11 protein-coding genes are annotated in these 12,583 nt (G+C 67.7%); 8 read left to right on the top strand and 3 right to left on the bottom strand.

Going from position 1 to position 12,583, the window contains the following annotated elements; translation table 11 throughout:
• The first annotated feature begins 24 nt into the window (after positions 1-24).
• Positions 25-855, top strand: coding sequence for a hypothetical protein (locus CXB49_RS07035; RefSeq protein ID WP_158300647.1), 831 nt, complete (start codon positions 25-27; stop codon positions 853-855).
• 14 nt (positions 856-869) lie between these two features.
• Here CXB49_RS07035 and CXB49_RS07030 read toward each other — a convergent pair whose 3' ends face one another.
• A complete protein-coding gene (locus CXB49_RS07030; RefSeq protein ID WP_233492968.1) occupies positions 870-2,555 on the bottom strand; it encodes a glycoside hydrolase family 9 protein in 1,686 nt (561 codons plus the stop codon).
• Between the two features lie 40 nt (positions 2,556-2,595).
• Positions 2,596-3,807 (bottom strand): ROK family transcriptional regulator, encoded by a 1,212-nt coding sequence (locus CXB49_RS07025; RefSeq protein WP_101710638.1) that lies wholly within the window; start codon positions 3,805-3,807, stop codon positions 2,596-2,598.
• A gap of 151 nt (positions 3,808-3,958) precedes the next feature.
• Here CXB49_RS07025 and CXB49_RS07020 point away from each other — a divergent pair, with 151 nt between their 5' ends.
• The 5 genes from CXB49_RS07020 (at position 3,959) to CXB49_RS07000 (ending at position 9,346) form a co-directional block, all read left to right on the top strand.
• Entirely contained in the window at positions 3,959-4,825 is an 867-nt protein-coding gene (locus tag CXB49_RS07020; protein ID WP_101707730.1) for a BadF/BadG/BcrA/BcrD ATPase family protein, read from the top strand.
• Between the two features lie 30 nt (positions 4,826-4,855).
• Positions 4,856-6,118: an ABC transporter substrate-binding protein gene (locus CXB49_RS07015; protein WP_101707729.1), complete on the top strand. Its 1,263-nt coding sequence runs from the start codon at positions 4,856-4,858 to the stop codon at positions 6,116-6,118.
• A 61-nt stretch (positions 6,119-6,179) separates the two neighbouring features.
• Entirely contained in the window at positions 6,180-7,049 is an 870-nt protein-coding gene (locus tag CXB49_RS07010) for a carbohydrate ABC transporter permease (RefSeq protein ID WP_101707728.1), read from the top strand.
• Positions 7,050-7,057: 8 nt separating this feature from the next.
• Positions 7,058-7,903 carry a carbohydrate ABC transporter permease gene (locus tag CXB49_RS07005; RefSeq protein WP_101707727.1) on the top strand — a complete coding sequence of 282 codons (846 nt, stop codon included), beginning with the start codon at positions 7,058-7,060 and terminating at the stop codon, positions 7,901-7,903.
• A gap of 129 nt (positions 7,904-8,032) precedes the next feature.
• Positions 8,033-9,346, top strand: a complete 1,314-nt coding sequence (locus tag CXB49_RS07000) for an MFS transporter (RefSeq protein ID WP_101707726.1) — start codon at positions 8,033-8,035, stop codon at positions 9,344-9,346.
• Here the strand turns inward: CXB49_RS07000 and CXB49_RS06995 are convergent.
• Positions 9,337-10,146 carry a zinc-dependent peptidase gene (locus CXB49_RS06995; protein ID WP_233492967.1) on the bottom strand — a complete coding sequence of 270 codons (810 nt, stop codon included), beginning with the start codon at positions 10,144-10,146 and terminating at the stop codon, positions 9,337-9,339. The genes CXB49_RS07000 and CXB49_RS06995 overlap by 10 nt on opposite strands.
• A gap of 94 nt (positions 10,147-10,240) precedes the next feature.
• On the opposite strand from CXB49_RS06995, the gene CXB49_RS06990 reads away from it, so the two are divergent.
• A complete protein-coding gene (locus CXB49_RS06990; protein WP_101707724.1) occupies positions 10,241-11,446 on the top strand; it encodes a cation:proton antiporter in 1,206 nt (401 codons plus the stop codon).
• Positions 11,439-12,572 carry a YbdK family carboxylate-amine ligase gene (locus tag CXB49_RS06985; protein WP_101707723.1) on the top strand — a complete coding sequence of 378 codons (1,134 nt, stop codon included), beginning with the start codon at positions 11,439-11,441 and terminating at the stop codon, positions 12,570-12,572. Before CXB49_RS06990 ends, CXB49_RS06985 begins: the two co-directional genes overlap by 8 nt.
• Positions 12,573-12,583 lie beyond the last annotated feature (11 nt).

Here is a 12,583-nt window from a genome sequence, read left to right as displayed (position 1 = left end):
AACTTTTCACTCCTAGAGGTTCATATGTCGAATACGATCAAAAGATCCTTCCCTCCGATTATCGGCATGCAGGGCGAAACTATTTATTCGCCGCCGGGCATGTTCAACATGATCTTATACATCTCTTCAGTCGATGGGAAAATATTCGATGGCGGAAACTCTCAGTATCTTATGCTGCGCGCCACCGAAACCAATAAAGACGATGTGAAGCGTTCTGATTACGGTTTCAACAGGAGCTGGTTTGACCACTATGTGGCAGGCTCGCGCGGCAGCTTAAGTCCTGCAGCTGGCGTCAGCATAGGTTTGGGCATCGTCGCCGTCGTGATCGGCATACTCACGCTAGGCGCGGGGGTTGTCGCCTTCATGACGGCAGCGACAGTAATGACCGCGGCGGCCACCTCGCTGACCCTGGTCAGCGGTTTCTTCGGGATTGTCAGCGGCGCTTTCGGCATACTTTCCGGCGCAATATCGAGAACTCTCCCCAGGGCATCAAAGCAGCTGGCCGCCATCGCGGCGGTGGCGGGCATTATTTCCGCTCTTGCCGGCTTGTTCAGCACAGTGCTTACCATCGCGGTCAAGGGAGTTTCCGGAATTGCACGCACCAGCTTCGCCCTTCCTGTCGTCACCACCACCACCCGCACCGTCACCGCAGGCAAACCGCTGACGCCCCAGCTAGCCTCCATGCTCACTCGGCAAGAACTGGTGCTGACCATAGGGCAAGGCATGACCTCGCATATCGGTTATTTGCCGATCAGGGTATTCGGCCCCGGCCGCGCCGCCTATTCAAGCGCCATGCTGTACCGCACCACGCCCACTTATAGACGCACGCTAGCCGGCATACTAGGCTTTGATTGAACCATCAGGCTTCGCTAGCGCCCGGCCGCCGTCGTCCTCAACACCAGCGCCAGCATCAGCCAGGCGCCGTGCGGCAGCCATTGCTCGCTCCAGCGCCACGACTGGCTGATGTCGGTCTCTTCCGGCCCCAGCATGGCGATGCCGTCGTCGCGGCCGGGCGCGGCGGTGACGCCATTGCAGACACCGCCGGGCGCGTTGTAATAGCCGGGCTCGTACTGCGGATGGTTGCGGCCTCGTCCCTGCCACATGCAGGTGTCGAACGGATTGCGTCCCAGTATCCAGTCCAGCGCCGACTGCGCGTAGTCGCCCAGTTCGGCCGCCTGTTCGGGCCAGCGCGCGGCGCCGGTCCAGGCCGCGGCGGCCAGCGAGGCCAGGCGCGCGTTTTCGCCCTGCCACCAATAGCCGCTGGCGTTGCGCTGAGGCATGAAGAAGCGCGCCCCGGCCTCCTCGCCCGGCCGTTGCACCCATTGCCGCGGATAATCGAAGGGATTGCCCGGCCGCGCGGTACGCGCCAGCTCGCCGCTCAGGCCGCGAAGCCAGCCGCGCTCCACCGCCGCCGCGTACGGACCGTCCGGCAGCGTATCCAGGTAGCGCGCCAGCGCGAGGTAGGGCAGACCGGCGTCGGACGCGTGGCAGTAGCTGTGGCCGCGCTCGCTGTCCAGCCAGAACCAGCCGTCCTCGTGCTGGCGGTCCAGCAGGCAGGCGACGCGCTCCGCCGCCGCGTCGGCGTAATGGCTGTCGCCGCTGGCGGCGTACAGTTCGCAAGCGGCCAATAGCGCGCAATAATCGTCGATCAGGTTTTCCCGGCCATCGGGGAGATAGTCCTGGCCATGTTCCTGCAGGTGGGCGAAGCCCTGCCGCGCCGCCGCCAGATACAGTCCGCGCTCATGCTCGCCGTCGCGCGGCAGGCCGGACGCCGCCGCCAGCGCCGCCACCGCCATGCCGCCGCCCTGGCGCCAGCCGGCCTGGAACGCCGCCGAGCGCAGGCCCTGCTGGGTCGAATAGGCGCACAGGCTGCGGCGGGTTTCGTCCTTGCTCCAGCCGTCGAACAGCGTCTGGTAGAAGAAACCGGATTCGTGCTGCATCCGCAGCAGGAAATCGGCGCCGACCAGCGCCTCGTCCACCAGCCGCTCGTCGAACCACTTTTGCTGCGGCGCCAGCGTCTGGCGCGCGCGGACCAGGCCCCAGGCCAGCAGCGGCGTCTGCTGCGGGTTCAGATGATTGGCGTAGGACAGGTGGCTCAGGTATTTGGAGCAGTCGCCGGAGGCGTCGTACCAGCCGCCGCGGACGTCGCGCCGCGCGCCGCCGCCCTCCTCCTCGGCTTGCCGGTCGGCCAGGTCGTACAGGCCGCTGCAGCGCTGCGATTTGAAATAGAACAGCAGGTCCGACAACAGCGCCGGGCCGTACAGGCCGTCGGCCACCGGGAACGGCGCCGACACCAGCGGCGGCGCGCTGCCCTCCAGCCACAGCTGATAGACGCCGGGCCGGCTCAAGGCGCCGATATCGGCTAGCCAGTAGTGGCTGTCGCCCCAGCCTTCGGCCGGTCCCTGCGCGCGCAGCGGGCTTCTCAGCGCCACCCGTCCGTCGGCGTCCAGCACCGCCACTCCATCCACCATCGCGCCGGCCGGTCCCTGCAACAGCGCGCGCTTGGCGGCGCCGGTTTCGAACCCCAGGTGATTGAACAGAAATCGCAACGCCATCCCGCCCTCCTTGCCGCCAGGTTTTGAAACCGGTGCCCCGTCAGCTCCGGCCGTTTTTCAGCAATACCTCGTACTGCGGATTGAACTCGTCGAAAATCGGCAGCGCCGCCGCGCCCAGGGCCATCACGTCGCGTCCGGCGCTGCCCATCCGCAGCCGCACGCCGTCTCCGCGCCGGGTCGACGCCGGCAACGGATGCAGCCGCGCCACCAGCGCGTCCAGCCAGTGCGACGGCAACAGGCCGCCTATCACCACCGCCTCGATGTCCAGCAGGCATTCCAGGATGTTGACCGCCTGCGCCAGCGGCGCGGCGGCCCGCTCGAGCCAGCGTTCGCCGTCCGGCCCGATAGCCAGTCCGGCCAGCGGATCCGGACTGGCTAGCGCGCCGTCGGCCAGCCCCAATTCTTCATGCAGGGCCCGCAGCGACACGTAGCGCTCCAGGCAGCCGCGGTTGCCGCATTCGCAGGCGCGGCCGCCGGGCACCACGATCATGTGGCCGATCTCGCCGGCATTGTGGCGGCCGCCGGCATAGAGGCGGCCATCGAGGAACAGCCCGGCCCCCAGGCCGGTGCCGATGAACAGGTAGGCGAAGTTGCGCAGCGAGCTGGCCATGCCGTACAGGCGCTCGCCTATGGCCGCGGCGGTGGCGTCCTTTTCCAGCAATACCGGCAGGCCGAGCTGGCGGCTCAGCCAGGCGCCGTCGACATCCTCCCAGCCCGGCAGCGTGGTCGGCCCGACCGAGGTCATGCCCTCGACGCCGAACGGTCCCGGCATCACCAGCCCCACGCCCAGCAAGCGCCGCCAGTCCAGCTCGGCGGCCCCGCGCATCTCGGCCAGCATTGCCGCGATCAATGGCAGCGCCTGCTCCGGCGTCGGCCGCCGCACCGCCCGCTCGGTCCGCGCCCGCACCCGGCCGGCCAGGTCCACCACGACGGCGCTCAACGACTGATGGCCCAGCTGCACGCCTATCGAATAGGCGCCGTCCGGATTGATGCTGAGCGGAACCGCCGGCTGACCGCGCCCGCCCTCGCGCAACGGCGGGCCGGCCAGCAACATGCCGGCGTCCAGCAGCTCGGCGGCGATATTGGACACGGTCTGCGGCGTCAACGCCGTCAGCCTGGCCAGTTCGGCGCGGGTCAGCTGGCGATTGAGCCGGATGGTCTCCAGCACCGCGCGGCGATTGTGCGAGCGCGCGTGTTCGAGATTGGTGCCGGATACCGTCAGCGGCTCCGGCCTGTCGGCGAACAGTTTCATGGCCGGCAGTATGGCGTCATCGGCCTCGACAAACAACAGGATATTGTCATTTTTACACGATTAAATAAATCAACTTGACGAAATAAATGACGAATGCTTTACTGCGAATAATTCAAATGTCATTATTTGTCGATTCGACACCCTGCACACCATGGATGCATCGATACAGTATTTGATCGGCGTAGATGGCGGCGGCAGCGGCACCCGCGTTCGCGTCGTCGCCGCCGACGGCCGCCCGCTGGCCGCGGCGGAGGGGCCGGGATCGGCGCTGTCGCTGGGCATAGCGCATGCCTGGCGCGTCGTGCTGGCCACCGTCGCCCAGGCTTTCGACGCCGCCGGCCTGGCCCAGCCCGAGCTCCGCGCCTGCGCGCTCGGCCTCGGCCTGTCCGGAGTGCACAATCGGCAGTGGGCCACGCAATTCGAGGCGCAAGCGCCCGGCTTCGCCATGCTGCGGCTGGCCACCGACGGCTACGCCACGCTGTTGGGCGCCCATGGCGGCCGCCCCGGCGTCATCGTCGCGCTAGGCACCGGCAGCATAGGCGAGGCGCTGTATCCGGACGGCGGCCGCCGCGAAGTCGGCGGCTGGGGCTATCCCAGCGGCGACGAGGCCAGCGGCGCCTGGCTGGGCCAGCGCGCCGCCCAGTTGGCCCAGATGGCGCTGGACGGGCGCGGCCCGCACGGCCCGCTGACGCGGGCGGTGCTGGAATTCGTCGGCGGCGGCTGGCAGGCGATGATGCACTGGAACGGCAATGCGGATCCGGCTGGCTTCGCCCGGCTGGCGCCGCTGGTGATCGCCGCCGCGCGCACCGATCCGGAGGCCGACGCGCTGCTGCGCCGGGCCGGCGACGACGCCTGGGCCATCGCCCGCGCGCTCGATCCGCACGGCGACTTGCCGGTGGCGCTGTGCGGCGGCCTGGGACGCGCGCTGAACGACTGGCTGCCGCCGGGCTTCCGCCGCTGCCTGACGCCGCCGCAGGGCGACGCCGCCGCCGGCGCGCTGCTGTTGCTGCAACGTTGACGACCCGATAAAGAGCAAGAGGAGACGAACATGAAACCATCCCGTCGCGCCGCGCTGGCAGGACTCGCGCTACTGGCCTGCGGCCTGGCCGCGCCGGCCAGCGCCGACAAGATACGGCTGGAATTCTGGACCGATTCGCTGAGGCCGACCTTCGACGGCTATTTCGCCGGCGTCAAGAAACACTACGAGGCCCTGCATCCGAATGTGGAAGTGCAATGGGTCGATGTGTTCAACGACAATTTCGAGACCAAGCTGAACGCCGCCATCGCCGCCGGGCGGCCGCCGGCCCTGGTCAACCACGACGTGCCCCGGCTGTTCAAGTACACGCAGAAGGGCACGCTGGAGCCGCTGGACGCCACGCTCGGCGCCGACAAGGCCGGCTACCTGCCCAACGCGCTGGCCGATCTCAGCTTCGGCGGCAAGCTGTACGGCCTGCCCTGGTACAACAACATCAATGTGCTGGTGATCAACGGCGGGCTGTTCCGCAAAGCCGGGTTGGACCCGAAGCAGCCGATAGCCAGCCTGGACCGCGAGCTCGAGCTGGCCAAGATCATCAAGGCCAAGACCGGCGTCGCCGGCCTGTTGCCGCAATTGGGCCAGATAGACGGCATCATGCTGGGCCAGGGCCTGCCGCTGGTCCAGAACGGCAAGGCGGTGTTCAACGGCCCGCGCCATGTCGCCCTGATCCGCAAGTTCGCCGACGCCTACAAGGCCGGCGCGCTGGCCCGCGACAATCTGTTCGCCGACGACAACTACCAGGCCTGCATCCGGCTGTACAACAGCGGCCGGCTGGCGATGATGGAAACGGCGCCGACATCGGCGCAGAAGACGCAGAGCGACGCGCGCGCCATCTATGCCGCCACCGTCGTGCAGCCGGCGCCGCTGGGCCCGACCGGCATCGCCCCGGGCGGCTATCTGTTCAGCTGGGCGATATCGCGCGGCCTGCCGGCCGCGACCCGGCAGGAGGCGGTGAAATTCGCCAAGTTCCTGACCAGCGACAGCCAGCAGCTGGCCTTCGCCAAGGTCACCGGCGCCACCTTCCCGTCGACGCGCCAGGCGCTGGGCGACAGCTATTTCGTCAAGACCTCGGCCGGCGGCGCCATCGAAAGCTCGCGCGTCGAGGGCGCCAAGGTGGCCACCCATATCCGCACCCTGGTGCTGACCGACGTGCCCAATGTCGCCGATCTGAAGAAGAATCTGGTCGACAACGTCGAGGCGGCCGTCACCGGCCGCAAGGACGCGCAAAAGGCGCTGGACGACGCCGTCGCCTTCTGGAACCGGCAGCTGAAATAGTCCGGCCCGCGCGCCCGCCGCGGCGGGCGCGGCTTCCCATCGCGCCGCCCGCAGGATATCCATGATGAAATCGTCGGCCCGCAATGCCTGGCTCTTCCTCTCCCCCGCGCTGCTGCTGATGGGGGTCTTCACCTTCTGGCCGCTGTTGTTCGGCGGCTATGTCGCCTTCACCCGCTACGATCTGGTGTCGCCGCCGCGCTGGGTGGGCCTGGACAATTTCCGCTACCTGCTGGACGACCCGGTCTTCCCGCAAGCGCTGCTGAACTCGCTGCGCTACCTGCTGGTGGTGCCGGCCATCCAGCTGTCCGGCATCGCGCTGGCGGCGCTGGTGGACCGACAGCGTCCCGGCATCCGGCTGTTCCGCGCCGCCTTCTACCTGCCGGTGGTCACCACGGTGTCGGTGGTCGGCATCATGTGGAGCTGGATGTACGCCGACTACGGCGTGATCAACGGCGCGCTGCGCTGGCTGCGGCTGCTGGGACCGGAACGCGACATCGGCTTTCTCAGCGACGAAGACCTGGCGCTGTACTCGGTGATGTTCGTCACCTACTGGCGCGGCGTCGGCTACTACATGGTGCTCTACCTGGCCGGCCTGCAGGCGATACCGGCCGAGGTCCAGGAGGCGGCGCGGCTGGACGGCGCCGGCGGCTGGCAGCGTTTCTGGCGCGTCACGCTGCCGCTGCTGAAGCCCACCATATTGTTCTGCAGCCTGATCTCGACGCTGGACGCGCTCAAGTCGTTCGAGGAGGTGCTGGTGATGACCCGCGGCGCGCCGATGAATTCCACCTACACCGTGCTCTACTACGCCTTCCACCAGGGCTTCAACCAGTTGGACTTCGGCCGCGGCAGCGCCGCCGGCCTGGTTTTGAACGCCGCCTGCCTGCTGCTGGCCTGGCTGAATTTCCGGCTGCTGCGCGCCGACCACCGCTGAGGATCGCCATGACCGCCATCGCCCTGAAACGCGCCGCGCCGCGCCGGCTGCTGCGGCAGCTGCCGAACTACCTGCTGCTGTCCATCCTGTCCTTCGCCTGTTGCTATCCCTTTCTGTGGACGCTGGGCATCGCCGTCGGCGACGGCGAGCAGGTGTTCGACTTTCCGCCGCCGCTGTGGCCGCGCGATGCCGGCTGGCGGCACTTCATCGCGGTATGGGACGCCATTCCCGTCGGCCGCTTCCTGTGGAATTCGCTGTGGATTTCCGGCCTGACCACGGTGGGCACGCTGGCGGTGTCGGCGCTGGCGGCCTTCCCGCTGGCCAAGCTGCGCTTTCCCGGCCGCCAGGCGGTGTTCTACGCCGTCATCGCCACGCTGCTCTTGCCCAGCGAGATCAACTTCATCAGCAATTACGCCACCATCGCCGCGCTGGGGCTGGACGACAACCGGCTGGGCGTGGTGCTGCCGTCGCTGGCCGGCGCCTTCGGCATCTTTTTGATGAAGCACGCCTTCGAGGAGATTCCGGACGAAATCGTCGCCGCGGCGCGGATGGACGGCGCCGGCGACTGGCAGCTGTTCTGGCGGGTCTGCCTACCGCTGTCGCGCCCCTACCTTGCCACGCTGGGCGTGTTCACGCTGGTATGGTCGTGGAACGTCTATGTCTGGCCCAGCGTGGTGCTGAAGACGCCGGAGCTCTATCCGCTGTCGGTCGGGGTGCTGTACCTGAAGGGCGCGTTCGCCACCTCGACCCGCATGGTGGCGGCCGGCGCGGTGCTGACGATACTGCCGGTGCTGGCGGTGTTCGCCTTGTGCCAGCGCTTCTTCATGCGCGGCATGGAGGGGGCGGTCAAGTAGACGGGAACCAGTCGTATTGTCAGACACCGGGCGGCTCATTTAATCTGGCTGGCGCGGGCCGCGGCAACGATGCGGCCCGACGATAACCATAAGCACAAAACAAGCACAAATAGAGGAAAGCCCCCCGCCATGAACCACCGCCCCCTCTCGCCGCACGCCACGCGCCCGCTCGACCGCCAGGATTGCAAGACCCTGCTGCTGGCCGCGCTGGGCGGCGCGCTGGAATTCTACGACTTCATCATCTTCGTCTTCTTCGCCGTAGCCCTGGGCAAGCTGTTCTTTCCGCCGACCATGCCGGACTGGCTGAGCCAGCTGCAGACTTTCGGCATTTTCGCCGCCGGCTATCTGGCGCGGCCGCTGGGCGGCGTCGTGATGGCCCACTTCGGCGACCTGATGGGCCGCAAGCGCATGTTCACGCTGAGCATCGTGCTGATGGCGCTGCCGACGCTGGCGATGGGCATGCTGCCGACCTACGCCGACATCGGCATGGCCGCGCCGCTGCTGTTGCTGGCGCTGCGCATCCTGCAGGGTGCGGCGATAGGCGGCGAGGTGCCGGGCGCCTGGGTCTTCGTCGCCGAGCACGCGCCGGCGCGCCATACCGGCCTCGCCTGCAGCGCGATCACCTCCGGCCTGACCGCCGGCATCCTGCTCGGCTCGCTGATCGCCACCGCCATCAATCTGGCCTTCAGCGCGCAGCAGATCGCCGACTGGGCCTGGCGGCTGCCCTTCCTGATCGGCGGCGTGTTCGGCCTGGTGGCGATGCAGTTGCGGCAATGGCTGCACGAAACGCCGGTATTCGCCGAATTGAAGGCGCGCAAGGCGCTGGCCGACGAAATGCCGCTGAAGACGGTGTTGAAAAAACACAAGACCGGCGTGGCGCTGTCGATGTTCGCCACCTGGTTCCTGGCCATCGCCATCGTCGTGACCATCCTGATGGCGCCGGCCTATCTGCAAAAGCAATTCAACATCCTGCCGGTGGACTCGCTGCGCGCCAACAGCCTGGCCATCGTCGCGCTGACCGGCGGCTGCCTGGTAGCCGGCGTGCTGTCCGACCGCATCGGCAGCGGCCTGACCTTCCTCGGCGGCAGCCTGCTGCTCGGCGCCGCCAGCTACACCTTCTACACCACGATGGCGGTGGACAGCAGCCAGCTCTATCCGCTGTACACGCTGCTGGGCTTTTGCGTCGGCATCGTCGGCGCGGTGCCGCTGGTGATGGTGCGCGCCTTTCCGGCGGCGGTGCGCTTCTCCGGCCTGTCGTTCTCCTACAATGTCGCCTACGCCTTCGCCGGCGGCCTGACGCCGGTGCTGCTGTCCTGGTGGCTGAAGTACGACGCGCTGGCGCCGGCCTACTATCTGCTGCTGCAATGCCTGATCGGCATCGGCGTCGGCAGCTGGCTGCTGCTGCAGGACAGAAGGGAAAAGGCGCTGCTGGCTCAGGGCTGAGGCGCCGGCGGGGGCGGCAACAGGCCGTCCTCCGCCACCGGCGGCAGCCTGAGCGCCGGGTCCTGCCGATAGAACAGCGTCAGTTGGCGGTACAATTCCGGATAATCCCGCGTCATCTGGTGCGGGATTTCAAAAAAGGCCTCGCTGAGCACCGCGAAGAACTCGGCCGGACTCTCGCTGGCATACGGGTCCAGCCACCCCTCCACGCCGCGATCCACCTCGCGGCAGAACTGCCGGTAGGCCTGGCTCCAGGCCCGGCTCCACACCTTGCGGTCCATGCCCTTGTGCAACGGCGGCGCGCCATTGGCCGGCCCGTCCAGCATGTCGAACTGGTGGGCGATCTCGTGCAGCACCACGTTCCAGCCGTCCAACAGCGGCGACTCCTCGACATCCGGCCACGACAAGACCAGCGGCCCCTGGTAATGCGCCTGGCCTATCAGCACCTGCTCGCCCTCATGGGTCAGGCCCATGCCGTCCTGCCAGCGGCTGCGCACGACGAACGGCGCCGGGTACAGCACCGCCTCGCGCCAGTTGCCGTAGGCCGCCAGGCCCAGATTCATGCCCGGCAGCGCCAGTTGCAGGGCCAGCCGGCAGCGCATGGCGTCGTCCACCGCCATGCCCTCCAGGCCGGTGACGGCCTTGTCCAGCAACAGCCGTCCGGCCAGTTGAACCAGGCGGCCGCTTTCGTCGGCGGACAGCCCTTGCAACAATGGCATGACGGCGGCCTCGCGCCGCAGTTTTTCCAGCAGCGCGGGCGGCGCGCGCTTGCCGCCCAGGCGGCGCATCCAGTCTAGCAGCATGAACTCTTGGCCTTGAATCGCGTCAGTCATAGATACCTTTGGGCGCCACGGCGCAATTCAATGCCCACCGCGCCCGAACCTTCAGGAGAAACGCATGACCGTTCCAATCTGGCACGAGCTGATGCTGAACCCGCTCGCGGCGTTCGGCATTCTGCTGGCCCTGGGCGTGATAGGCGGCCAGATCGCGGTGCGCGTCGCCCGCCTGCCCGCCATCACCGGCTACATCGTCACCGGCCTGATCATCGGCCCCTACAGCCTCAATCTGCTGAACCAGCAATTGCTGAACGAGGCCTCGATCTTCGTGCAGCTGGCGCTGGGCATCGCGCTGTTCGAGGCAGGCCGCCGCGTCGACCTGCGCTGGCTGCGGGTGGAGAAGACACTGCTGGCCACCGCCCTGCTCTACTGCCTGCTGGTGTTCGCCGCGCTGTACGCGCTGCTGAACGGCAGCGGCTTCGGCGCGCCGGCCAGCCTGATGCTGGCGGCGCTCGGCATGGCCACCTCGCCCATCGTGGTGTTGGAGATCGTCCGCGAATCGCGCGCCGACGGCCAGGTCAGCGAACGGCTGCTGACCGCCACCGCGCTGTCCAGCGTGCTGGCGATGATAGGTTTCGCGCTGGCGCTGTCCTACAGCCATCTGTCGGCCAATCACACGGTTGAGGAAGGCATTCTGCTGCCGGGCTGGCTGATCCTGGGCTCGGTGGCCCTGGGTCTGGCCGCCGGCCTCGTCACCACCCTGCTGAACCGCTGGCTGGGCGGCCACCAGCGCGAGGCGCAGCGCGTGCTGCTGTTCGGCCTGATCGCCCTCGTCGTCGGCCTGGCCGACATGCTGGCGCTGTTGGCGCTGCTGGCCTTGCTGGTCGCCGGCATGAGCACCCGCACGCTGCGCCACGGCTATACCGTCAGCGAACCGGGCATCCTGTCGCTGAACCATGTGTTCACCGTCGCCTTCTTCGTCGCCGCCGGCGCCTATCTGTCGCCGCAGGCGCTGGCCTCGCACTGGCAGCTGGCGCTGCTGTGCCTGCTGCTGCGCGGCGGCATCGGCATGCTGGTCTGGTGGCTGGCGGCGCGCGCCAACGGCCTGTCGCGCAAGCAGGGGGCCTTGCTCGGGCTGGCGCTCAGCCCGCTGAACAGCGGCTCGGCGCTGTTGCTGGGCCTGGGCATGGTGTCGCTGGGCACGGCGGCCACCAGCTTCAGCGCGGCGCTGATGGCCGCGCTTATGATCAACGAGATCGCCGCCCCCTTCCTCACCCGGCTGGCGCTGCGCCTGGCCGGCGAAACCGCAGGAGCCAGCCATGCTTGAATTCAGCCAAAGCCAGCCGCTCACCCTGGGCGTGGAGCTGGAACTGATGATATTGAACCGCCGCGACTACAATCTGACGCGCGGCTCCGACGACCTGCTGCTGCAGATCAACCGCAAGCCGCACGGCTTCGACATCAAGCCGGAAATCACCCAGGGCATGATAGAGATAGGCACCGCTGTCCACAGCGACGTCAACGCGATGCTGGAAGAGCTGCTGGCGATACGCAAGCTGCTGGTGGACGGCGCGCACAAGCTGAATCTGGGTCTGGCCGGCGGCGGCGCCCACCCGTTTCAGCACTGGGACGACCAGCGCATCTATCCGAAGGAGCGCTACCAGCTGGTATCGGAGCTGTACGGCTATCTGGCCAAGCAGTTCACCGTCTACGGCCAGCACATCCACATCGGCTGTCCGGACGGCGACGCCGCCGTGCGGCTCACCCACTACCTGGCGCGCTACATTCCCCACTTCATCGCGCTGTCGGCGTCGTCGCCGTTCTACCAGGGCGTGGACACCTCGTTCCAGACTTCGCGGCTGACCAGCGTCAACGCCTTCCCGCTGTCCGGCTGCATGCCGCTGGTGGACAGCTGGCAGGCGTTCAACGGTTATTTCGAGCGGATGGAGTCGCTGCGCATCGTCGCCAGCATGAAGGACTTCTACTGGGACATCCGTCCGAAGCCGGAATACGGCACCGTGGAAATCCGCATCTGCGACACCCCGCTGTCGATAGAGACGCCGGTGCTGCTGGCCGCCTACGCCCAGATGCTGGCGCGGCGCTGCTTCGCCGAGGAATGGTCCGACATCAGCGCCGAACCGTATCTGACCTACAGCTACAACCGCTTCCAGGCCTGCCGCTTCGGCTTCGACGGCGTGCTGGTCGACGCCCGCTCGAATCAGCAGCAGGGCCTGCAGGAAGACTTGCTGGAGACGCTGCGCGCGCTGGAGCCGCACGCCGAGGCGCTGAACAGCCAGAGCCAGCTGGCCGCGCTGCGGCAGCGGGCGCTCAAATGCCACAGCGACAGCCGCTGGCTGCGCCAGATCCACGAGCAGAGCGGCTCGCTCAACGAGGTGGTGCGGCGCCAGAGCGAACACTGGATGTACGCGCCGGCGGGAGTCGGCGTAAACTGAGCGCTTCCCAC

Source organism: Chromobacterium sp. ATCC 53434 (assembly GCF_002848345.1).
Lineage (GTDB): Bacteria > Pseudomonadota > Gammaproteobacteria > Burkholderiales > Chromobacteriaceae > Chromobacterium.
This window is presented reverse-complemented; position numbering and strand designations above follow the sequence as displayed.